The following is a 21,099-nucleotide window of genomic DNA, read 5'->3' on the forward strand; positions in this document are numbered from 1 at the left end:
ACCTGTGACCAGCTACAACCTCGCGAGCCTGCTCGAGACCAGCGCTGCGACGTACCCCGAGCGTGACGCCATCGTCTTCGGCGACACGCGCCTGAACTACGCGACCGTGAACACCCTGGCCAACCAGGTCGCCGGCGCGCTCGCCGAGCGCGGCATCGGCCACGGCGACAAGGTCGCGCTGTCGTGCCCGAACCTGCCGTACTTCTCGATCGTCTACTACGGCATCCTCAAGGCCGGCGCGACCGTGGTGCCGCTCAACGTGCTGCTGAAGGGCCGTGAGGTGGCCTACCACCTCGCCGACTCCGAGGCCAAGGCCCTGTTCTGCTTCCAGGGCACCCCGGAGCTGCCGATCGGTGAGGCCGGCCACGAGGGCTTCACCGCCACCGAGGGCTGCGAGCACTTCTTCATGATCACCGCCGACCCGGCCGCGGCCTCGCCGATCGAGGGCACCACCACCTTGTTCCAGGCGATCGGGTCGCAGGCGCCGACCTTCGAGACCGTCGCCACCGACGAGGACGACACCGCGGTCATCCTCTACACCTCCGGCACCACCGGCCAGCCCAAGGGCGCCGAGCTGCGGCACCGCAACATGCGCGACAACGCGCTCTCGGGCGAGGCACTGTTCGGTGCGAACGCGGAGACGCCCGACACCTACCTGTGCGTGCTGCCGCTGTTCCACTCCTTCGGTCAGACCGTCATCCAGAACGGCGGCTTCGCCTACGGCGGCACCGTGGTGATGCTGCCCCGCTTCGAGGCCGAGCCCGCGCTGGGCCTGATGCTCAAGGAGCAGGTCACCTTCTTCGCGGGCGTCCCGACGATGTACTGGGGCCTGCTGGGCGCGCTGACCCCCGACGTCGACGTGGAGACCCTCGCGAAGAACCTCCGCGTCGCCGCGGCCGGTGGCTCCGCGCTGCCGGTGGAGGTCCACAAGGACTTCGAGAAGAAGTTCGGCGTCACCATCCTGGAGGGCTACGGCCTCTCGGAGACCTCGCCGGTCGCCTCGTTCAGCCCGTACGGCGAGCCGCCGCGCGTGGGCTCGATCGGCACTCCCATCCCCGGGGTGGAGATGTGCCTGCTCCAGGCCGACTCCTGGGAGCGGGTGCCCGAGGACATTGAGGAGGACGGCAAGACCGCGGTCGGCGAGATCGCCATCAAGGGCCACAACATCATGAAGGGCTACTACAACCGTCCCGAGGCCACCGCCGAGGTGCTCGGCACGGTCGACGGGGCCGACGGCTGGTTCCGCTCAGGCGACCTGGGCCGCAAAGACGCCGACGGCTTCTACTACATCGTCGACCGGTCCAAGGACATGATCATCCGCGGCGGCTACAACGTGTACCCCCGCGAGATCGAGGAGGTCCTGATGACCCACGAGGACGTCTCGCTGGCCGCGGTCATCGGCGTCCCCCACGAGTCCCACGGCGAGGAGGTCAAGGCGTACGTCATCCTCAACCCCGGCGCCACCACCACCGCCGAGGACCTCGTCGCGTGGGGCAAGGACCAGATGGCCAACTACAAGTACCCCCGCCTCGTCGAGATCGTCGAGAACCTCCCCATGACCGCCACCGGCAAGATCCTCAAGCGCGAGCTCTCGTGAGGCTGGTCCTCCTGGCGGCCGCCGCCCTCATGACCGTGGGCGGCGGCCTCTGGTGGTACGGCTCGCCGGACGCCCCGTTCGGACCGCTCCTCGCGGGGCTGGGCGTCGCGCTGTTCATCGTGGTGCTGCGGCCGAGCCGTCACTGACGCACGGCCGAGAGGTCGCTGACGCACGGCCGAGAGGTCGCTGACGCACGGCCGAGAGGTCGCTGACGCACGGCCATGCGCGAGTGACGGTTGGGCCGTGCGCGGGTGACGGTTGGGCCGTGCGCGGGTGACGGTTGGGCCGTGCGCGGGTGACCTCTCGGCGCGTCCCCGTCAGTCGAACGGGTTCGGCAGCGCCCCGGGGAGGCCGGTGAGGAGCTCGCGGGCGCGGGCGGCCGACTTGTGCTCGACCAGCACCTCGTAGCGGGTGGCGACCACCTGGGTGACGGAGGAGAAGTCGCGCTGGCCGCGGGTGGCGGCGTAGCCCATCAGGGCGAAGATCAGTCCGAAGAGCGCGCCGATCAGCAGCGGCGGCAGCAGCGCCGCCAGCGCGGACTCGTCGGTGAGCAGCACGAAGATGAGCCCGACGAACAGGCCGAACCACGCACCGGAGGCCGCCCCGCTCAGGGCGACCCGGCCGGTGGTGAGCCGGCCGGTGATCTTCTCGACCCGCTTGAGGTCGGTGCCGACGATCATCAGCTGCTCGACGGGGAACTCCTCGTCGCTGAGGAAGTCGACGGTGCGCTGCGCCTGGGCGTAGTCGTCGTAGACCGCCAGGGACTGCGGGAACTCCAGGCTCAGCGGTGAGGCGAGGTTCGGGCGCGGCTGGCTCATGCCTCCAGTGTGCCGCAGCCGCCCCACCCGGTCGCGCCCGTGGACCCGCGTGAGCAGCCGGTCGTGCTGCGGGTCACCGCAGCCAGCGTCGTACGCCGGAGGCCAGCGCGCTCGCGAACCGCTCCTGCCCGGCGGGGCTGGTCATCACCGCGGCGTCGCCGGCGTCGCGCATGTTGCCGAGCTCGACCAGCACCGCGGGCATCTGTGAGAGGTTGAGCGTGGCCAGGTCGGTGCGCAGGTCGAGCCCGTCCCCGCCGGCGACGTAGGTCGCCCGGGCGAACCCGGCGTCCTCCAGCGCGCCCCGCACCACCGCGGCGACCCGCAGCGACGCCTCGTCGCCGGCGATCACGTGGAACCCGTGCGCGCCCGCGGCGTACGACCCGTCGCCGTGCACCGACACCTTCAGGTCGGCGCCCTCGGCGTTGCCGGTGGTGCCCCGCTCGTCCACGCACGGCCCCCAGCGGTCGGGGGAGTCGCCGTCCCGGGTCAGCGTGACCGTCGCGCCCGCCCGGCGCAGCCGCTCGGCGAGCCGGCGGGAGACCTCCCAGGTGAAGGTCGCCTCGGCGTAGCCGGCGTCGGTCGCCGTGCCGCTGGTGTTGCACGCCTTGCGGAAGCCACCCGCCTCCACGAGCCTGGCGGCCTCGGCGGGGAAGCGGGCGTTGCCGAGCTGGTGCCCGGGGTCCACGACGACGTGCCGCCCGGTCAGCGGCAGTGGCCGCAGGACGTGGCCGGCCACGACCTCCTGGGGCGGTGCGACCTCGTCCGCCCAGGCGGGGCTTGGGCCGACCGCCGAGCCGAGCACGGACCCCAGCGAAGCGGCAGCGCACAGCGCGAGCAGGAGCGGCACGACGGCCGCGGCTCGGGGGCGCCTCATCGCGCGAGGGTATCGCCCGTCGGCCCGCCCGAGGGCCCCGATAGGATCGGCCCCGGTTGTCCACCCCTGAGCCAGGAGCTGCCCCGTGGCCCGTGTCGTCGTCGACGTGATGCCCAAGCCCGAGATCCTCGACCCCCAGGGCAAGGCCGTGCTCGGTGCACTGCCGCGCCTCGGCTTCTCCGGCGTGACCGACGTCCGCCAGGGGAAGCGCTTCGAGCTCGAGATCGCCGGCGAGATCACCGCCGAGGTCCTCGCCGAGGTCGAGAAGATGGCCGAGACCCTGCTCTCCAACCCCGTGATCGAGAACTTCGCGGTCCACGTCGAGGACGACGTCACCCCCGGCGCCGGAGCGCAGGCGTGAAGATCGGCGTCGTCACCTTCCCCGGCTCCCTCGACGACGTCGACGCCGCCCGCGCGGTCGGCCTCGGCGGCCAGGAGGCCGTCGCCCTCTGGCACGGCGACCACGACCTGAAGGGCGTCGACGCGGTCGTGCTGCCCGGTGGCTTCTCCTACGGCGACTACCTCCGCTGCGGCGCCATCTCCCGCTTCTCCCCGGTCATGACCGAGGTGATCGAGGCGGCCCGGAAGGGCATGCCCGTCCTCGGCATCTGCAACGGCTTCCAGATCCTCTGCGAGTCCCACCTGCTGCCGGGCGCGCTGATCCGCAACGACCACCGCAGGTTCATCTGCCGCGACCAGCGGCTGCGCATCGAGAACGACCGCACCGCCTGGACCTCCGCCTACACCGCGGGCCAGGAGATCACCCTCGTGCTGAAGAACGGCGAGGGCGGCTACGTCGCCGACGAGCCCACCCTCGACCGGCTCGAGGGCGAGGGCCAGGTCGTCGCGCGCTACCTCGACCTCAACCCCAACGGCTCGGCCCGCGACATCGCCGGTGTCTCCAACGAGCGCGGCAACGTGGTCGGCCTGATGCCGCACCCCGAGCACTCCGTCGAGGAGCTCACCGGCTCCGGCACCGACGGGCTGGGCTTCTTCACCAGCCTGGTCGAGTCCGCGTTCGCCTGAGCCCCGTCCGCACCATGACCCCCGCACTGCTGTTCCGCCGCGTCGCCGTCGCCGAGGCCATCACCTGGGCGCTGCTGCTGACCGGCATGTTCCTCAAGTACGTCACCGAGACCACCGAGCTCGGCGTGCGCGTCTTCGGCATGCTCCACGGTGTCGTCTTCGTCGCGTACGGCGTCGTCACGCTCGTCGTCGCGATCGACCAGCGCTGGCGGCCCGGCCGGACCCTGTCCGCGCTGGCCTGCGCCGTACCCCCGTTCGCGACCGTGCCCTTCGACCGCTGGCTCGAGCGCCGGCACCCGCTGGCCGACTCCTGGCGCCTGCGCGCCACCGATCCCGCCGGCCCGCTCGAGCGCGTCGTCGCCTGGTTGGTCCGCTCGCCCGCCCAGGGCGTCGCCGCGGGCCTGGTCGCCGTCGCCGCCCTCACCGGCCTCGCGCTCCTGGTCGGTCCGCCCACCTCCTGACCCGCTCGCCGGTCGAGGTGCGAGCGGAGGCTCAGCTGCGGACGCCCTTGCGCAGCTTGCGCCAGACGCGCTTGTTCACGACGCCGGAGGCCTCCATGCCGATCCGCTCCTGCCAGTCCTTGACCGCCGGCTCGACGCCGGGGCCGTAGACGCCGGTGACGACCAGGGTCGCCTTGGGCGAGGCGGCGTTCAGGGCGCGCTGGAGGCGGCGTACGGCGTCCCCGGAGGAGCCGTACTTCAGGATCGGCTTGGAGCCGGCCGAGAGCAGCGACATCCAGTGCTGGCGCGACCAGAGGTTCTTCTCGGGCATCTTGTGGTCGGCCTGCCAGGCGCGGGTGGCCTTGAGCGTGCGGGTGCCGTACTCGCCGGTGAGGTCGCCGTCGAAGTACTTCTTCTCGCGCAGCAGGCACTGCAGCGTGGTGACCAGCGCGGGGTCGGGGACGACCTCCTGGCCGTTCTTCTTCGTCCGCGGCGGGCGCAGCAGCGGGTAGTCCTGCCAGTTGATGCGGGTGCCGCCGCAGCGGTCCTTCTCGGCGCGCGCGGTGGTGCCGCGGCCGAGGTCGAGGAAGTTGCTGTCGATGTTGATGCGGACGCCGCCCCAGGTCTCGTCGTGGCCGCCGCGGTACTGCTTCATCCGGCCGCCCGGTCGCCAGCCGTCGTCGCGGATGTAGGTGGTGTCGGTGTTGGCCTTCCCGTCCCAGCGGGCGATCCAGATGGCGTCGGGCAGCACGAACCGGTCCGGGCGCTCGACACGCGCGTCGTCGAGGGCCGCGATGCCGGAGCTGGCGCTGGAGTAGACGCCGGAGACGTAGCCGAGGCGGTGCAGCTTCTGGGTCCAGCCGGAGAGGAAGGAGAGTGCGGACTCGCGGCAGTCGGTGTTGGAGGCGTCGAAGCCCTCGAGGTCGTACCACAGCGTGCTGCCCTCGGCGATGCCGAGCGCGCGGGCGTCGGCGACGGTGGTCTCCGCCTCGGCGCGACCCATCTTCAGCGCCTTGTGGTAGTCCTTCTTCTTCCCCGGCTTGGGGTTGATCCGCACGTCGTCGGAGTAGCGCGGGAAGCGCGGCTGGCAGGAGGCCTGCGGCCCGAGCGTGATCGGCAGCAGCCGCCACCCGAGCGTGGCCTGCTGCAGCACCCACTCCTTGCTGAGGTTGGGCTGGTTGCGGCAGGCGCGGGACTTGCCGGAGATGTAGATCCCGACCGCGGAGAACGGCGAGTTGTTCCACCAGGTGCGCATCGCCCTGCTGTCCGGGGCGAGGCACTGGTCGAAGCCGTAGCCGGTGAAGTTGCCCGGCGTCACGACCACGCCCCCGTCGACGATGGGGGAGCGGCGGGCACCGACCTCGGCGGCGTACGCCGGTGCGCCGGCCGGCGCGGAGCCCAGCACGGTCAACGCGAGCAGCCCGGACGCGGCGGCGGTGCCTGCGCGCCGCAGGAGGGTGCGGCGGGGCGCGCTGCTGCGCGAGGTGGTGCGGGTGCGGACGAGGCCCGGTCGGGTCATGGTGGAGCTCCAGCGGCACGGAGGTGAGGCGGGGGGAAGTGGTCGCTCCTGACGGACCGACCACAGCACGATAACCACACCAGTCACACGAGTAACAGGCTTCGCCGTGAACTACAGAGATGTAGTTTCCGCAGGTCAGCGGGGGTGTCGCCAGGTTCCATGGGGGCCGATCGGCCGCCGAGGAACCGCGGAAGAGGGGCGCGGCTGAACGTCGGCCGAGCAGGCTCGGTAGATTTCTCCCGTGCTGGACACCGTCGCCGTCGCCGCCGAGGACCCGAGCCGTGAGCAGCCCTGGGCCGATCTCGGCCTGAAGGCCGACGAGTACGCCAGGATCCGCGAGATCCTCGGGCGCCGTCCCACCTCCTCGGAGCTGGCGATGTACTCCGTCATGTGGAGCGAGCACTGCTCTTACAAGTCCTCCAAGGTGCACCTCAAGCAGTTCGGCGAGCTGCCGCAGGAGACCCCGGTCGGCAAGATGCTGGCCGGCATCGGCGAGAACGCCGGCGTCATCGACGTCGGGCAGGGCTACGCGGTGACCTTCAAGGTCGAGTCGCACAACCACCCGTCGTACGTCGAGCCCTACCAGGGCGCCGCGACCGGCATCGGCGGCATCGTCCGCGACATCCTCGCGATGGGCGCGCGCCCGGTGGCCGTCATGGACCCGCTGCGCTTCGGCCCGCTCGACGCCCCCGACACCCATCGTGTGCTGCCTGGGATCGTGGCCGGCGTCGGTGGCTACGGCAACTGCCTGGGTCTGCCCAACATCGGCGGCGAGGCGGTGTTCGACGAGACCTACCTCGGCAACCCGCTGGTCAACGCCCTGTGCGTGGGCGTGCTGAAGCACGAGGACCTCCACCTGGCCAAGGCCTCCGGGGTCGGCAACCAGGTGATCCTCTACGGCGCCCGCACCGGCGGCGACGGCATCGGCGGCGTCTCCGTGCTCGCCTCGGAGACCTTCGACGCCGACGGTCCCGCCAAGCGGCCCAGCGTGCAGGTCGGCGACCCCTTCATGGAGAAGCTGCTCATCGAGTGCACGCTCGAGATCTTCGCCGCCGGCCTGGTCGCCGGCATCCAGGACCTCGGCGGCGCCGGGCTCTCCTGCGCCACCTCCGAGCTGGCCTCGGCCGGTGACGGCGGCATGCACGTCGAGCTCGACCGCGTCCCCCTGCGCGACTCCACGCTGGCTCCCGAGGAGATCCTCATGAGCGAGAGCCAGGAGCGGATGATGGCCGTCGTCGAGCCCGACGACGTCGCGGCGTTCATGGCGATCTGCGCCAAGTGGGACGTCGAGGCCGTCGTCGTCGGCGAGGTCACCGACACCGGTCGCCTCGAGATCGACTGGCACGGCGAGCGCGTCGTCGACGTCCCGCCCCGCTCGGTCGCCCACGACGGCCCGACCTACCAGCGCCCCTTCGCGCGCCCCGACTGGCAGGACGCCCTGCAGGCCGACGCCGCCGAGTCGCTGCCGCGTCCCGCCGACGCCTCAGAGCTGCGCGAGACCGTGCTGCGCCTGGTCGCCTCGCCCAACCTGTGCGACAAGTCGTGGATCACCGACCAATACGACCGCTACGTCCGCGGCAACACCGTGCTCTCCCAGCCGGCCGACTCCGGGATGATCCGCATCGACGAGGACACCAACCTCGGTGTCTCGGTCTCGACCGACTGCAACGGCCGCTACGCCAAGCTCGACCCGTACGCCGGGGCCCAGCTCGCCCTCGCCGAGTCCTACCGCAACGTCGCCACCGGCGGCGCCACCCCGCTGGCCGTCTCCGACTGCCTCAACTTCGGCTCGCCGGAGGACCCGTCGGTGATGTGGCAGTTCGCCGAGGCCTGCCGCGGCCTCAAGGACGCCTGCCTCGAGCTCGGCGTGCCCGTCACCGGCGGCAACGTCAGCCTCTACAACCAGACCGGCGAGACCGCGATCCTGCCGACGCCGGTCGTCGCCGTGCTCGGCGTCATCGAGGACGTCACGCGCCGCACCCCCTCGTCGTGGTCGGCCGCGGGCGAGACCGTCGTGCTGCTCGGCGAGACCCGCGAGGAGCTCTCCGGCTCCGAGTGGGCCCACGTCGTCCACGGCCACCTCGGCGGCCGCCCGCCGGCCCTCTCGCTCGAGGGCGAGAAGGCGCTCGCCGCACTGCTGCACGAGGCCGTCGGGCTGATCAGCTCCGCGCACGACCTGTCCGACGGCGGGCTCGCCCAGGCGCTCATCGAGGCGTCGCTGCCCTCGATGACCGGCGCCTCGGTGTCGCTCGCCGGGGTGCACGAGGACCCGTTCGTCGCGCTGTTCTCCGAGTCGACCGGCCGCGTGCTCGTCACCGTGCCGGAGTCGGAGGTCGGCCGGCTGACCGACCTCGCCGCGCGCCACGGCGTACCCGCTGCGCAGTTGGGCACCACCGGCGGCGACTCCGTGGACCTGCAGGGGCTCTTCGACCTCCCGCTGCTCGAGGTCCGCTCGACCTGGATGGCCACCCTCCCCGCTGCCCTGGGCTGAGGCTCGCGGCTGGTCGAGCGTCTTTCGCTGGTCGAGGTGCGACGAGCGCCAGCGAGGAGCCTCGAGACCCGGTGACCCCGACTGGGAGGCGCGAGCGGCGCGACGCATGATGGACAGGTGCCCGACGACCTGCCCGTGACGCGGACCCTGGTGATCCCGGGGTCCGAGCTCAGCGAGCGGTTCAGCCGGTCCTCGGGGCCCGGCGGTCAGGGCGTGAACACCACCGACTCGCGGGTCGAGCTGGTGTGGGACGCCGCAAGCTCAGCCCTCCCCGACCACGTACGCCGCCGGGTGCTCGACCAGCTGGCCGGCCGACTGGTCGACGGGGTGCTCACCGTGGCCGCGTCCGAGCACCGCACCCAGCTGGCCAACCGGCGGGCGGCGCGGGAGCGGCTCGCGACGCTGGTCCGTCGAGCCCGGCGACGGGGCGACGCGACCCATCCGACCCGCCCCGCGGGGCCGAACCACCCGCGTGCCCCGGATGCCCCGTCGTACCCTCCTCACGCTCCCGGCCCTGGGAGCGGCCGCTGTCGGCCTGACCGTTCTGGTCCGCGGGGGCGTCGGCCCCGAGGAGGTGCCACCCATGCCCGAGGGAGTGCGTGAGCCGCAGCGCCACGACTACGGCAGCGACCCGAGCCAGTTCGGCGAGCTGACGCTGCCCGCCGGCGTGCCGCGCGGGGTGGCCGTCGTGGTGCACGGCGGGTTCTGGAAGACCGCCTACGGCATCGAGTACGCCCGCCCGCTCGTGCCGAGCCTGGTCGAGCAGGGCTGGGCGACCTGGGCCATCGAGTACCGCCGCGTCGGTGGCGGCCCGGGCGGTGGCGGGGGCAATCCCGAGACCTTCGACGACGTGCGTGCCGCGATCGAGGAGCTCGACGAGCTCGTGCTCGGCGTCGACCCGCGCACCGTCCCGGTGGTCGGCATCGGCCACTCCGCCGGCGGTCACCTCGCCACCTGGGCCGGTGGGCAGGGCCTGCTGACCCACGTCGTGTCGCAGGCCGGCGTCCTGGACCTGCGCGGCGCGTACACCGCCGGGCTGGGCGGCCCCGGCACGGTCACCGGCATCGTCGGCGGCGTGCCGACCAGCGCGGACGCCGACATCGACCCGGTCCAGCAGGTGCCGCTCCCGGCGCCCGTGTGGTGCGTCCACGCGACCGGCGACGACATCGTGCCGATCAGCCAGTCCCGCTCCTACGTGGAGGCCGCGGCCGCCGCCGGCGGCACCGCGCGCCTGGTCGAGGTCGAGGGCGACTCCTTCTCCGTCATCGACCCCGCCTCCGACGCCTGGGCGACCACGCTGACGATCCTCGAGGCGCTCTGACTCACCGACCCACCGGGTCGTGCCCCTGAGCGGGCGCCATGGCGCCCGGTGGCGGGCACGACTCACCTGAGATCACCTCGCGCGCGCCTCGGGGCCGGGCCCGGGCTGGCAGTGCGGGCACCACCAGGTACGCCGGTTGGCCGGGTCGTTCGGGACCTCCTCGACCATCCGCACGGTCGTGCCGCAGCGCAGGCAGGGCCGACGCTGCCGACCGGCGACCCAGTGCGACTCGCCACGGCGTCCGGTGCCGGTGGTGACCTGGTAGGCACCGGCCACGGTCGCGGAGTGCCTCAGTGCGGCCACGGCCCGGTCGACCAGCCGCGGCACGTCCACCTCGCCGATCGGCGTCCACGGGCTGACCCCCACCAGGAACGCCAACTCGTTGGCCCACAGGTTGCCGAGCCCGGCCACCCGCGTCTGGTCCAGCAGCGCGGAGACCAGCGGGGCCCCGGGGTCGGTCAGCAACCGGCGTACCGCCTCGGGCCGGTCGAGGTCGTCGTGCAGTAGGTCGGGGCCGAGGTGCCCGATCACGCGCGACTCCTGATCCGTCGCGACCAGGTCGAGCTGGTGCAGCCGCAGGCCCCAGGCGGTGCCGGTCGACGTCTCCAGGACGACGCGCACGTCGCGCTGCAGCCGTGGCGGCAGCCGCTTGCCGACCCCGGTGACCGACCACTCGCCGTCCATCAGCAGGTGGCTGTGCAGCGTCACACCGCCGGAGAGCCGGGTCAGCAGGTGCTTGCCGTGGGTGTGGTGCTCGAGCACCTCGCGCCCGGCGAGGTCGCGGGTCGCCAGCCGGGGGACCCGGAAGTCCGAGCGCGTGACGGTGCGCCCCAGCAGCGCGCGGTCCAGGCGGCGCGCGAGCTTCCAGACGCTGTCCCCCTCCGGCACGGGCTCGACTGTAGGGAGCCCCTGGTCGCCGCCGTACCCTCTCCTGGTGCCCGCCCGCCTCCGCCGCGCCGACCCCGCCGAGCTCGCCGACGCCCTCGACCGGCTGCGGGCCGGTGGCGACGAGCGCGCCGACCTCAAGCTGGTCGTCAAGCACGTGCTCGCCGTGCTGGAGCAGAAGGCGCCGGGGCACTCGGTGGAGGTGCGCGTCCCGCCGTACGCCGCCGTGCAGTGCATCCCCGGCGTGCGCCACACCCGGGGCACCCCGCCGGCCGTGGTGGAGACCGACGCCCGGACGATGATCGCCCTGGCGACCGGTGAGCTGTCCTGGGCCGACGCCGTGGCCGAGGGGCGGGTCAGTGCGTCCGGGGAGCGGACCGACCTCACGCCCCACCTGCCCCTGCTGTAGGCGCACGCGGCGACTACCGTGCTCGCCATGAGTGAGGATCTCCGCGCCCGCGTCCAGTCCGTCCTGCCCGGCATCCGGTCCGACCTCGAGGACCTGGTGCGCATCGAGTCGGTCAGCGCCGACCCGGAGCGGGCCGGCGAGGTCCAGCGCAGCGCCGAGGCCGTGAAGGCGCTCTTCGACGCCGAGGGCTTCACCTCCTCCATCGTCAGCGCCGACGGTGGCGCGCCCGCCGTCATCGCGCACAAGGCCGGGCCCGAGGGCGCACCCACCGTGCTGCTCTACGCCCACCACGACGTGCAGCCGGAGAACGACCACGCCGATTGGGACTCCCCGCCGTTCGAGCCCACCGAGCGCGGCGACCGGCTCTACGCGCGCGGTGCCGCCGACGACAAGGCCGGCATCGCCGCCCACCTCGGGGCGGTCCGCGTCTTCGGCGACGACCTGCCGGTCAACGTCGTGATGTTCATCGAGGGCGAGGAGGAGGTCGGCTCCGAGACGCTGCCGGCGCTGCTCGCGGAGCACCGGGAGTCGCTGCGCGCCGACGTCATCGTCATCGCCGACTCCGGCAACTGGGACATCGGCGTCCCGGCGCTGACCACCAGCCTGCGTGGCCTGGTCCGCATGGACATCGAGGTCCGCACGCTGACCCACGCCGTGCACTCGGGCATGTGGGGCGGCCTCGTGCCCGACTCGCTGATGGCGCTGAGCCGGGTGATCGCCAGCCTGCACGACGACGAGGGCAACGTGGCGATCGAGGGACTGCACAGCGGGCCCGCCGCGGACGTGGAGTACCCCGAGGACCGCCTGCGCGCCGAGTCCGGCGCCGCCCCCGGCATCGAGTGGATCGGCTCCGGCTCGGCCGTCGAGCGGCTGTGGACCAAGCCCGCCCTCTCGATCACCGGCCTCGACGCGCCGAAGGTCGCCGGCGCCTCCAACACCCTCGTGCCCGCCGCCCGGGCCCGCATCTCGATGCGCATCGCCCCCGGCGACACCGCCGAGAACGCCGTCGCCCGCCTCGTCGAGCACCTCGAGGCGCACACCCCCTGGGGCGCGACGCTCACCCACACCGTCGTCGACACCGGCGAGGCGACCCAGATCGATGCCACCGGTCCGGCGTACGACGCCGCCCGCTCGGCCTTCACCGAGGCCTGGGACGGCACCGAGCCGATCGACATGGGCGTCGGCGGGTCCATCCCGTTCATCGCGGAGTTCCTCGAGGCGTTCCCGCAGGCCAGCGTGCTCGTGACCGGCGTCGAGGACCCCGACACCCGCGCCCACGGCGCCAACGAGGGTCTCCATCTCGCCGAGTTCGAGCGCGTCGTCCTCGCCGAGACCCTCCTTCTCGCCACGCTCGGCGCCCAGTAGCCCACCGCCCTCGCTCCCGACCCCTGAGCCCCGGAGTGGGTCGAGCCGGCCTAACAATACGCCGGTTCGACCAATCCGGAAGCCCGTCCTGTCCGAATCCCGGCCGGGGGAGTGACGACCGTCACCGCCCCGTCTAGGTTCGCGACACGGGCAGGAGCCCCCGCTCCTGCGCGTCGCACCCGTCCGGGGTGCCCATGGGGAAGGGGTAGGGATGCACGAGTCCGACACGTCCGCACGCAGCACGACCGAGCGCTCGCACAGTGACGGGGGAGAGGTGGTGGCGGTCGGACCGGCGGGCCTGGACCGCCGACGGTTCGTCGGCTACGTCCTCGGCGGCGCCACCCTCGTCACCGCCGCCGACCTGACGCTGGGCCGGGCACCGGCGCGCGGCGCGGTCCCGTCGCTGCCGCAGATCCCGGAGATCTACGACCTCGAGGACCTGCAGACCGACGCCGCGCTGCCGACCAGCCAGCTGATCACCGTGACGATCCGCGAGGACGGCACCGCCGCTTTCGAGCTGCCCCGCATGGAGGTCGGGCAGGGCATCGTCACCTCGACGGCGATGATCCTCGCCGAGGAGCTCGACCTGCCGATGCGCAAGGTCGAGGTCACCTTGGCGCCGGCTCGCCCCGAGCTGATCTTCAACCAGCTCACCGGCGGCTCCAACACGACCGTCTCGACGTTCACTCCCATCCGGGTGGCCGCCGCCGTGGCGCGGCAGCAGCTGCTCGAGGCGGCCGCCGCCCGGTTGGGCACCGACGCCGACCGGCTCAGCACGATCTCCGGGACGGTCGTGGACGCCGCCGGCAACGCCATCCCGTATGGCGAGCTGGCGAGCGACGCGGCCAGCCAGGTCGTCAAGCAGGTCGGCGTCACGCTGCGTCCGCGCGAGGAGTACCGCGTCATCGGCACCGGTCGCAAGCGCACCGACGCCCGCGCGGCCGTCACCGGCCAGAAGGACTTCGCGACCGACCTGGACGTCAAGGGGGCCAAGCCCACGATGGTCTGCCGCCCGCCGACGCACCGTGGCCGCCCGGTCCGGCTGCGCAACCGCAAGCAGATCCTGAAGATGAAGGGCGTCACCCACGTGGCGCAGGTCCCCACCGGCATCGCCGTGCGAGCCAAGACCTTCGGGCAGTGCATCGACGCGATCCGCAAGATGGACGTCGAGTGGGACCTCGGCGACCTCGCCGGCGAGAACGACGAGTCGATCCTCGAGGGGCTGCGCGCGGCGGAGCTGCCGATGGCCGTGCCCGACGTGCCGATCCTGGCCGAGCAGGTCGACCTCGGCTTCGAGTTCATGTTCCGCAGCAGCGCCGCGCTGGAGCCGTTCGCCGCGATCGCCGACGTGCGCGAGGACCGTGCCGAGATCTGGGCCGGCCTGAAGGTGCCGATCCTGGCCCAGCAGAACATCGCGCAGATCCTGGGCATGTCCCAGGACCAGGTGAAGGTCAACGTCGTCACCGGTGGCGGGTCGTTCGGGCACAAGCTCTTCAGCGACCACGCGATCGAGGCCGCGCAGATCTCCCAGGCGATGGGCAAGCCGGTCAAGCTGATGTGGCACCGCGCCGACGAGCCGCGGCAGGGCCGGATGCACCCGATGTGCACCTCCCGGGTGCGCGCCACGATGCTCGCGGGCCAGGTGCTCTCCTTCGAGCAGCGCCACACCAGCGTCGTCACCGACTTCAGCCACGGGCTCGGCGAGATCATCACCTCGACGATCGACGAGGCGCCGACCGAGGTCGGCCGCTACCTCGGCGGTCTGGGGTTCTCCGAGACGATCTTCACCCTCACCCAGGAGCTGCCCTACAACCTCGGAGCGGTCACCCAGCTGCTCAACGAGACCGACCAGCGCTTCAGCACCGGCAGCATGCGCAACATCTACAGCCCCGACGTCTGTGTCGCCGCCGAGCTGACGATGGACGAGCTGGCCCGCCGGATGGGCAAGGACCCGCTCGAGCTGCGCCTCGAGCTGTGCCGCAACGACCGGGTCCGCGCCGCGATCGAGGCGGTCGCCGAGCGCGGGAACTGGGGCCGGAAAATGCCGAAGGGCATGGCCCAGGGCATCGCCGTGCACAAGGAGTACAAGGGCTGCACCGCCGTCCTGGTCGAGATCGACTGCCGCCCGCGCACGGTCGACCGCAAGGTCCGCAACGCCGTCACCGGCCCGCGTGTCACCAAGGCGGTCATCGCCGTCGACGCCGGACTGGTGATCAACCCGATCGGCCTGGAGGCGCAGATGCAGGGCGGGTTCATGGACGGCCTCGCGCTGACGCTGACCAGCAGCTGCCACCTCGAGGACGGCCGCTTCCTGGAGGCCAGCTGGGACAACTACTTCTACACCCGGCAGTGGAACGTCCCGCCCGAGATGGAGGTCATCGTGATGGACCCCGACGTCGACCAGCCCGGCGGGGCGGGTGAGGCGGCCGTCGGCTCCTCGGCCGCTGCGGTGGCCTGCGCGTACGCCCGCGCGACCGGCGAGGTGCCGACCCGGTTCCCGATCAACCACGACACCATCTCGTTCCGTCCCAAGTCCTTCATCCCCCCTGTGCCCAAGTCGCCGACCAACGGCCTGAAGTTCACCTACTGAGGAGACGACCGATGCCCAAGCAGACCTTCGTCCTCAACGGCGAACGCGTGACCGTCAAGGTCGCCGACAGCGAGCGCGTCCTGTGGGTCCTCCGGGACCTGCTCGGCGTGACCGGCCCGAAGTACGGCTGCGGGATCAACGTGTGCAAGGCGTGCACGTCCCACATCAACGGCAAGGCCTTCAACCCGTGCTCGGTGAAGGTGGGTGACCTGCAGCCGGACGACGAGATCACCACCATCGAGGGCCTCGCCGACACCGCCGACGGTGACCTGCACCCGATGCAGGAGGCCTGGATCGACCGCGACGTGCCGCAGTGCGGCTACTGCCAGCCCGGCCAGATCATGGCCGCGGTGGCGCTGGTGCGGAAGGTGCAGCGCGAGGGCGGCACGATCACCGAGTCCGACCTCGACGGCATCCGCAACATCTGCCGCTGCGGCACCTACACGCGCATCCGCGAGGCGGTGCGCCAGGGCGCGCGCAGGATGTGAGGACCGGCGTACGCCGTCGCAGGCCCGTCCGGAGCCCCGTCGCCGGCGCCTGAGCCGACCCGGGCTCAGGCGTCGGCGCGGGGCAGCCGCACCGTGAAGGTGCTGCCCTCGCCCGGTGCCGACCGCACGGTGATGCGGCCGCCGTGGCGGTCCACGACCCGCTTGACGATCGCCAGCCCCAGCCCGGTGCCCGGCTGACGGACCGCCTCGGGGTCCTCGCTGCGGAAGAACTCCTCGAACAGGTGCTCCTGGTCGGCCGCGGAGATCCCGATGCCCTGGTCGGTGACCTCCAGGACCACCTCGCCGTGCGTCCCGGCGGTCGGGTCCTCGCTGAGCGTGACGCGTACGTCGGTGCCGTCGGGGGAGTACTTCACGGCGTTCCCCACGAGGTTCGAGACCACCCGCTCCAGGTCGCCGGACTCCCCGCGCACCGTCAGCGGCCGGTCCGGCACGGCCGTGGTCAGGCGGATGCCGCGCGGTGCCGCCTGCACCGCCACCAGCTCGACGCTGTCGCGCACGACGTCGGTGACGTCGACCGGATCGCAGGCGGTGGGGTGGATCTCCTCGGTGGCGCGCGCGAGCGCCAGCAGGTCGGTCACGATGTCGAGCAGTCGGCCGCTGGCCCGCTCCATGCCGCGCAGGCTCTTCTCGGCGTCGGGATCGTCGACGCCGAGGTCGTCCAGGACGTCCTCGAGGATCGAGGCGTAGCCGCGAGCCGCGGCCAGGGGGTTCTGCAGCTCGTGGGCCATGGTGGCGATCAGCTGCTGGGTGTAGGCCGCGGCCTGCTGCTCGCGGGCGAAGCTGCGGGCGTTCAGCACGGCCCGGCCCAGGTCGTGCCCCATGTCGAGCGCGGTGTCGGCCTCCTCGTCGGACCAGTCCCCGCGGTCGCGGCGGAACATCAGCATCCGCCCCAAGCACTCGGGACCGGCACCCAGCGGCACCAGTAGCAGGGAGGTGTCGCCCTTCTCGCGCAGACCGTCGAGCAGGGCGGAGTGCTCCTCGGGAGCGAGCAGGCCCGGAGCGGTGCGCTGCGCCGAGACCACGAGCGCACGCTGACGCGTCCAGCACCCGTGGGCCAGGGAACGGGCCAGAGCCGACAGGCCGTCGAGGGAGTCGACGTCCTCGTGCTCGTCCAGGAGCACTCGGACGTCGTCGACGCCGAAGCCCTCCTGTGCGGCCCCGACCGTCGCCTCCAGCAGGCGGTCGAGGTCCAGCTGCGCCGTCGCATCGCGTACGACGCGGCGCGCGGCCGCCGCGAGGCGCACCTGCTCGGAGAGCCGGCTGCGCTCGATGGCGACGAGCACCGCCTCGCTGGCCTGCCGCGCGTACGTCTCGATCCGTCGGCGCTTGTCCGGGCCGGGCCGCAACCCGTCCAGGGGCAGGTCCACCCACAAGATGCCCTGGAGCTGCTCGTCCCGGTCGTGGAGCGGCGCGAAGAGCATGTCGTAGGGCTGCCACGCCTCCGGGTGGTCGACCACGGGCTGCTCGCCGACCCACACGTGCTCGGCGAGCCGGATCGTCCGGTCGTGCGGGAGGAAGCGCAGTCGGCCCCAGTGCTCGGACTCGCGGATCCACTGGTCGACGATCTCGCGCGGGGTGACGTCGCCGTCGAGCTCGGCCTGGGCGTCCTCGTCGCCGCTGACGACCAGGAACTCCAGCTCGTCGCTGTTGCGGAAGACGCTGACCGCGGCGAGCCGGAAGCCGGCCGCGCTGGCCACCCCATCGGTGATCGAGCGCAGGGTCGCACGCAGGTCGGAGTGCCGGAACAGGTCGGGCACCAGGTCGGGCGCGGGGGTGAGGGGGGTGCCAGGGGTGCCAGGGCTGAAAGGGGTGCCGGCGCTGCCAGGGGTGCCCGCAGCGCCGGCCCGGGGCGGGGCCGTGGCGTCGGTCGGCACGGTCAGGTGCACGGCGGGTTCTGTCACGCGGACGGTCGTCCGATCGGCAAGGGGCAAGGACAGTGGCTCAGGCAGGATAGACAGAATGCGGCGATACGGGAGGGGGTTTGGCGGGGTTCTGCCCGGACGGCGGAGCCCGGGGCGCCCGACCGTGGCGGTCCGTGCTGCCCGAGCGTGCCGGTCCGGTCCGCCCGACCCGTGAGTGGGTGACGGGGGCGAGCGGCCCGTAGAATCCGGCCCGTGCCCTTCCAGAGCAGTGGCCACAGTGCCCGCAGGGGCGGCGACGGACGTCTGACGGACGCGCTGGACCCCCAGGACCAGGGACCCCAGGACGCCTGCGGCGTCTTCGGTGTCTGGGCGCCCGGTGAGGACGTCGCGAAGCTGACCTACTTCGGTCTCTACGCGCTCCAGCACCGCGGCCAGGAGTCGGCCGGGATCGCGGTGAGCAACGGTCGCCAGATCCTGGTCTACAAGGACATGGGACTGGTCTCCCAGGTCTTCGACGAGACCACGCTGGACTCCCTCAAGGGCCACCTGGCGATCGGGCACTCGCGCTACTCCACGACCGGCGCCAGCACCTGGCACAACGCCCAGCCGACCTTCCGGCCGACGCCGGACGGCTCGATCGCGCTGGGCCACAACGGCAACCTCATCAACACCCACGAGCTGCGCGAGGCCGTCGCCGCGCTGCCGGGCCCCGAGGGCGAGCTCGACCTGGCCCAGCGGCCGGGGGAGACCTCGACCAACGACACCAGCCTGGTCACCGCGCTGATGGCCCACCACCCCGACCAGGGGCTGGAGGAGCGCGCGCTGGAGGTGCTGCCGATGCTGCGCGGCGCCTTCTGCTTCGTGTGGATGAACGAGGACACCCTGTACGCCGCCCGCGACCCCCAGGGCATCCGTCCGCTGGTCCTCGGTCGGCTCGACCGCGGCTGGGTCGTGGCGTCCGAGGACGCCGCGCTGAAGACCATCGGCGCCTCGGTCGTGCGCGAGGTCGAGCCCGGGGAGATGCTCGTCATCGACGAGAACGGTCTGCGTTCGCACCACTTCGCCGAGCCGGAGCCCAAGGGCTGCGTCTTCGAGTACGTCTACCTCGCCCGCCCCGACGCCACCATCGCCGCCCGCAGCGTCCACCAGGCGCGGGTGGAGATGGGCCGGCAGCTGGCCCGCGAGTTCCCCGTCGAGGCCGACCTGGTGATGCCGGTGCCCGAGTCCGGCACCCCCGCCGCAGCCGGCTACGCCGAGGAGTCCGGCATCCCCTTCGGCCAGGGGTTCGTGAAGAACGCCTACGTCGGGCGCACCTTCATCCAGCCCAGCCAGACACTGCGCCAGCTGGGACTGCGGCTCAAGCTCAACGCGCTCGAGCACATGGTGCGCGGCAAGCGGCTGGTCGTCGTGGACGACTCGATCGTGCGTGGCAACACCCAGCGCGCCCAGATCCGGATGCTGCGCGAGGCCGGCGCCCTGGAGGTGCACGTCCGCATCTCCAGCCCACCGGTGAAGTGGCCGTGCTTCTACGGCATCGACTTCGCCACCCGCGCCGAGCTGATCGCCAACGGCCTCGACGTCGAGGAGATCGCGGCCAGCGTCGGCGCCGACAGCCTGGGCTACATCTCCCTGGACGGGATGATCGAGTCGACCGGGCAGCAGCGCTCCGCGCTGTGCACCGCCTGCTTCACCGGCGAGTACCCCGTGGAGCTGCCCGACGAGTCCCTGCTCGGCAAGCACCTCCTCGAGGCCACGCTGAGCTCGCCGACGATGGGCCGGGCGCTCCCGGTCCTCAACAACCCCTGACCCCGACGGGAGTCCCGTGAGCGACAGCACCAGCGCCGGCAACGCCTACGCCGAGGCCGGCGTCAGCATCGAGGCGGCCGACAAGGCCATCGAGCTGATGAAGGTCTGGGTCGAGAAGGCCAAGCGCCCCGAGATGATCGGTGGCCTGGGCGGCTTCGCGGGTCTCTTCGACGCCAGCGCGCTCACGGCGTACAAGCGCCCGCTGCTGGCCACCTCCACCGACGGCGTCGGCACGAAGGTCGCCATCGCGCAGGCGATGGACGTCCATGACACCATCGGCTACGACCTGGTCGGCATGGTCGTCGACGACCTCGTGGTGTGCGGTGCCGAGCCGCTGTTCATGACCGACTACATCGCCACCGGCCGGGTCGTCCCGGAGCGGATCGCGGCGATCGTCAAGGGCATCGCCGAGGCGTGCGTCGAGGCCGGCTGCGCGCTGGTCGGCGGCGAGACGGCCGAGCACCCCGGTCTGCTGGCTCCCGACGAGTACGACGTCGCCGGCGCCACCACCGGCGTGGTCGAGGCCGACGACCTGCTCGGCCCGGCGCGGGTGCGTCCCGACGACGTGGTGCTGGCCATGGCGTCCTCGGGCCTGCACTCCAACGGTTACTCGCTGGTGCGCCACGTGCTGCTCAACACCGCCCAGTGGGAGCTGGACCGCCACGTCGACGAGCTCGGTGGGCCGCTGGGCGAGACCCTGCTGACCCCCACCCGGATCTACGCCAAGGCCTGCCTGGACCTGGCGCGCAGCACCACCGTGCACGCGATGTCCCACGTCACCGGTGGCGGCCTGGCGGCCAACCTCGAGCGCGTGATGCCCGAGGAGCTCTCCGCGACCATCGAGCGCGGCACCTGGACCCCCGAGCCGGTCTTCGACCTCGTCCGCCGCGTCGGCGACGTCTCGCAGCCCGACCTGGAGGCCACGCTCAACTGCGGTGTCGGCATGGTCGCCCTGCTGCCCGCCGACCAGGTCGACGCCGCCGTCGCCCTGCTGGCCGGCTACGGCATCCACGCCTGGCCCGCCGGCCGGGTCGCGCCCGCCACCGGCCGCCCCGGCGCCGTGGAGCTGGTGGGTCAGCACCCGGGCTGGTGAGGCACCGGCAAGGTTCATCGGCCGGCCGATGAACCTTGCCGTGGACCGATGGAGGAACATCGGCCAAGGGCAGGGTCTGTCGGTCGGCCGATGAAACTTTCCGGCGTGCGCGCGACCCACGCCACGCGGACCAATCCGGGGAGGGGTGTGCGCGAACAGCCACCCAGCAGGTAGCGTTGGGGTCACGAGTATTCGAGAGACAGCCCGGGAGCCATTAGTGCCCCGGCCAAGTGTGCGAGGGGGCTGGACCCTATGGGCCGCGGCCGTGCAAAAGCCAAGCAGACCAAGGTCGCTCGCGAGCTCAAGTACCGGACTCACGAGACGGACTTGGGTGCGCTGGCGCGAGAGCTCCACGGAGGCGATGCCTCCGATGACGTCGCGCAGGACGATCACGACGAGTGGTCGGACTACGCCGACCCTCGCCGCGATTGACCTCTCGCGACTCCTGACGCGCTGACCTGCATGTGAGCCGCCCCGTGCCCTGAGGCCCGGGA

19 protein-coding genes and 1 pseudogene are annotated in these 21,099 nt (G+C 72.4%); 15 read left to right on the forward strand and 5 right to left on the reverse strand.

Annotation, left to right across the window (positions count from 1 at the left end; all coding sequences use genetic code 11):
• Positions 1-4: 4 nt before the first annotated feature.
• Positions 5-1,597, forward strand: a complete 1,593-nt coding sequence (locus tag A6R01_RS09405) for a long-chain fatty acid--CoA ligase (RefSeq protein ID WP_292605188.1) — start codon at positions 5-7, stop codon at positions 1,595-1,597.
• Entirely contained in the window at positions 1,594-1,743 is a 150-nt protein-coding gene (locus A6R01_RS09410; RefSeq protein WP_292605190.1) for a hypothetical protein, read from the forward strand. The genes A6R01_RS09405 and A6R01_RS09410 overlap by 4 nt, the downstream gene beginning before the upstream one ends.
• Before the next feature lie 171 nt (positions 1,744-1,914).
• Here A6R01_RS09410 and A6R01_RS09415 read toward each other — a convergent pair whose 3' ends face one another.
• Both A6R01_RS09415 and A6R01_RS09420 read right to left on the reverse strand, forming a co-directional pair.
• The gene (locus A6R01_RS09415) at positions 1,915-2,415 is read right to left on the reverse strand and encodes a general stress protein (RefSeq protein ID WP_292605192.1); all 501 of its coding nucleotides are present in this window, start codon (positions 2,413-2,415) and stop codon (positions 1,915-1,917) included.
• A gap of 73 nt (positions 2,416-2,488) precedes the next feature.
• Positions 2,489-3,289, reverse strand: coding sequence for an N-acetylmuramoyl-L-alanine amidase (locus A6R01_RS09420; protein ID WP_292605194.1), 801 nt, complete (start codon positions 3,287-3,289; stop codon positions 2,489-2,491).
• A gap of 85 nt (positions 3,290-3,374) precedes the next feature.
• On the opposite strand from A6R01_RS09420, the gene purS reads away from it, so the two are divergent.
• From purS to A6R01_RS09435, 3 genes are read left to right on the forward strand one after another with little or no spacing between them, the layout of a single operon-like run.
• Positions 3,375-3,650 (forward strand): phosphoribosylformylglycinamidine synthase subunit PurS, encoded by a 276-nt coding sequence (gene purS, locus A6R01_RS09425; RefSeq protein ID WP_292605196.1) that lies wholly within the window; start codon positions 3,375-3,377, stop codon positions 3,648-3,650.
• The gene (gene purQ / locus A6R01_RS09430) at positions 3,647-4,315 is read left to right on the forward strand and encodes a phosphoribosylformylglycinamidine synthase subunit PurQ (RefSeq protein WP_292605198.1); all 669 of its coding nucleotides are present in this window, start codon (positions 3,647-3,649) and stop codon (positions 4,313-4,315) included. The genes purS and purQ overlap by 4 nt, the downstream gene beginning before the upstream one ends.
• A 14-nt stretch (positions 4,316-4,329) precedes the next feature.
• The gene (locus A6R01_RS09435) at positions 4,330-4,776 is read left to right on the forward strand and encodes a DUF3817 domain-containing protein (protein WP_292605200.1); all 447 of its coding nucleotides are present in this window, start codon (positions 4,330-4,332) and stop codon (positions 4,774-4,776) included.
• Between the two features lie 31 nt (positions 4,777-4,807).
• On the opposite strand, the gene A6R01_RS09440 is transcribed toward A6R01_RS09435, so the two are convergent.
• On the reverse strand, positions 4,808-6,274 hold the full coding sequence (locus A6R01_RS09440) for a glycoside hydrolase domain-containing protein (RefSeq protein ID WP_292605202.1): 1,467 nt from the start codon (positions 6,272-6,274) through the stop codon (positions 4,808-4,810).
• Between the two features lie 241 nt (positions 6,275-6,515).
• Between A6R01_RS09440 and purL the strand changes: the two genes are divergently transcribed.
• The 3 genes and pseudogenes from purL (at position 6,516) to A6R01_RS09455 (ending at position 10,086) form a co-directional block, all read left to right on the forward strand.
• Positions 6,516-8,765, forward strand: coding sequence for a phosphoribosylformylglycinamidine synthase subunit PurL (gene purL / locus A6R01_RS09445; protein WP_292605204.1), 2,250 nt, complete (start codon positions 6,516-6,518; stop codon positions 8,763-8,765).
• Between the two features lie 117 nt (positions 8,766-8,882).
• A pseudogene (arfB, locus tag A6R01_RS09450) lies at positions 8,883-9,173 on the forward strand (alternative ribosome rescue aminoacyl-tRNA hydrolase ArfB); the annotation flags it as partial.
• Between the two features lie 175 nt (positions 9,174-9,348).
• On the forward strand, positions 9,349-10,086 hold the full coding sequence (locus A6R01_RS09455) for a prolyl oligopeptidase family serine peptidase (protein WP_292605206.1): 738 nt from the start codon (positions 9,349-9,351) through the stop codon (positions 10,084-10,086).
• A gap of 72 nt (positions 10,087-10,158) precedes the next feature.
• Here the strand turns inward: A6R01_RS09455 and A6R01_RS09460 are convergent, their stop codons facing one another.
• The gene (locus A6R01_RS09460; protein ID WP_292605208.1) at positions 10,159-10,974 is read right to left on the reverse strand and encodes a DNA-formamidopyrimidine glycosylase family protein; all 816 of its coding nucleotides are present in this window, start codon (positions 10,972-10,974) and stop codon (positions 10,159-10,161) included.
• Between the two features lie 46 nt (positions 10,975-11,020).
• Here A6R01_RS09460 and A6R01_RS09465 point away from each other — a divergent pair, with 46 nt between their 5' ends.
• The 4 genes from A6R01_RS09465 (at position 11,021) to A6R01_RS09480 (ending at position 15,823) form a co-directional block, all read left to right on the forward strand.
• A complete protein-coding gene (locus A6R01_RS09465) occupies positions 11,021-11,380 on the forward strand; it encodes a sterol carrier family protein (protein WP_292605210.1) in 360 nt (119 codons plus the stop codon).
• A gap of 27 nt (positions 11,381-11,407) precedes the next feature.
• Positions 11,408-12,745 carry a dipeptidase gene (locus tag A6R01_RS09470; protein WP_292605212.1) on the forward strand — a complete coding sequence of 446 codons (1,338 nt, stop codon included), beginning with the start codon at positions 11,408-11,410 and terminating at the stop codon, positions 12,743-12,745.
• 211 nt (positions 12,746-12,956) lie between these two features.
• Positions 12,957-15,335: a molybdopterin cofactor-binding domain-containing protein gene (locus A6R01_RS09475; protein WP_292605214.1), complete on the forward strand. Its 2,379-nt coding sequence runs from the start codon at positions 12,957-12,959 to the stop codon at positions 15,333-15,335.
• Positions 15,336-15,346: 11 nt separating this feature from the next.
• Positions 15,347-15,823: a (2Fe-2S)-binding protein gene (locus A6R01_RS09480; RefSeq protein WP_292605216.1), complete on the forward strand. Its 477-nt coding sequence runs from the start codon at positions 15,347-15,349 to the stop codon at positions 15,821-15,823.
• 65 nt (positions 15,824-15,888) lie between these two features.
• Here the strand turns inward: A6R01_RS09480 and A6R01_RS09485 are convergent, their stop codons facing one another.
• Entirely contained in the window at positions 15,889-17,745 is a 1,857-nt protein-coding gene (locus A6R01_RS09485) for a cell wall metabolism sensor histidine kinase WalK (protein ID WP_292605218.1), read from the reverse strand.
• 213 nt (positions 17,746-17,958) lie between these two features.
• Between A6R01_RS09485 and purF the strand changes: the two genes are divergently transcribed.
• From purF to A6R01_RS09500, 3 genes are all read left to right on the forward strand, one after another.
• Positions 17,959-19,512: an amidophosphoribosyltransferase gene (purF, locus tag A6R01_RS09490; RefSeq protein WP_292605220.1), complete on the forward strand. Its 1,554-nt coding sequence runs from the start codon at positions 17,959-17,961 to the stop codon at positions 19,510-19,512.
• A gap of 16 nt (positions 19,513-19,528) precedes the next feature.
• Positions 19,529-20,605 carry a phosphoribosylformylglycinamidine cyclo-ligase gene (gene purM / locus A6R01_RS09495; protein ID WP_292605222.1) on the forward strand — a complete coding sequence of 359 codons (1,077 nt, stop codon included), beginning with the start codon at positions 19,529-19,531 and terminating at the stop codon, positions 20,603-20,605.
• Between the two features lie 252 nt (positions 20,606-20,857).
• The gene (locus A6R01_RS09500) at positions 20,858-21,037 is read left to right on the forward strand and encodes a DUF3073 domain-containing protein (RefSeq protein WP_179532341.1); all 180 of its coding nucleotides are present in this window, start codon (positions 20,858-20,860) and stop codon (positions 21,035-21,037) included.
• The last annotated feature ends 62 nt before the right edge of the window (positions 21,038-21,099 follow it).

The organism is Nocardioides sp. REDSEA-S30_B4 (assembly GCF_001627265.1).
GTDB lineage: Bacteria > Actinomycetota > Actinomycetes > Propionibacteriales > Nocardioidaceae > Nocardioides.

Excerpts from the sequence above, each read along its gene's own strand:
- A6R01_RS09415 (WP_292605192.1), bottom strand. The coding sequence starts at position 2,415 with ATGAGCCAGCCGCGCCCGAACCTCGCCTCACCGCTGAGCCTGGAGTTC.
- A6R01_RS09420 (WP_292605194.1), bottom strand. The coding sequence starts at position 3,289 with ATGAGGCGCCCCCGAGCCGCGGCCGTCGTGCCGCTCCTGCTCGCGCTG.
- A6R01_RS09435 (WP_292605200.1), top strand. The coding sequence starts at position 4,330 with ATGACCCCCGCACTGCTGTTCCGCCGCGTCGCCGTCGCCGAGGCCATC.
- A6R01_RS09440 (WP_292605202.1), bottom strand. The coding sequence starts at position 6,274 with ATGACCCGACCGGGCCTCGTCCGCACCCGCACCACCTCGCGCAGCAGC.
- A6R01_RS09455 (WP_292605206.1), top strand. The coding sequence starts at position 9,349 with ATGCCCGAGGGAGTGCGTGAGCCGCAGCGCCACGACTACGGCAGCGAC.
- A6R01_RS09470 (WP_292605212.1), top strand. The coding sequence starts at position 11,408 with ATGAGTGAGGATCTCCGCGCCCGCGTCCAGTCCGTCCTGCCCGGCATC.
- A6R01_RS09475 (WP_292605214.1), top strand. The coding sequence starts at position 12,957 with ATGCACGAGTCCGACACGTCCGCACGCAGCACGACCGAGCGCTCGCAC.
- A6R01_RS09480 (WP_292605216.1), top strand. The coding sequence starts at position 15,347 with ATGCCCAAGCAGACCTTCGTCCTCAACGGCGAACGCGTGACCGTCAAG.
- A6R01_RS09500 (WP_179532341.1), top strand. The coding sequence starts at position 20,858 with ATGGGCCGCGGCCGTGCAAAAGCCAAGCAGACCAAGGTCGCTCGCGAG.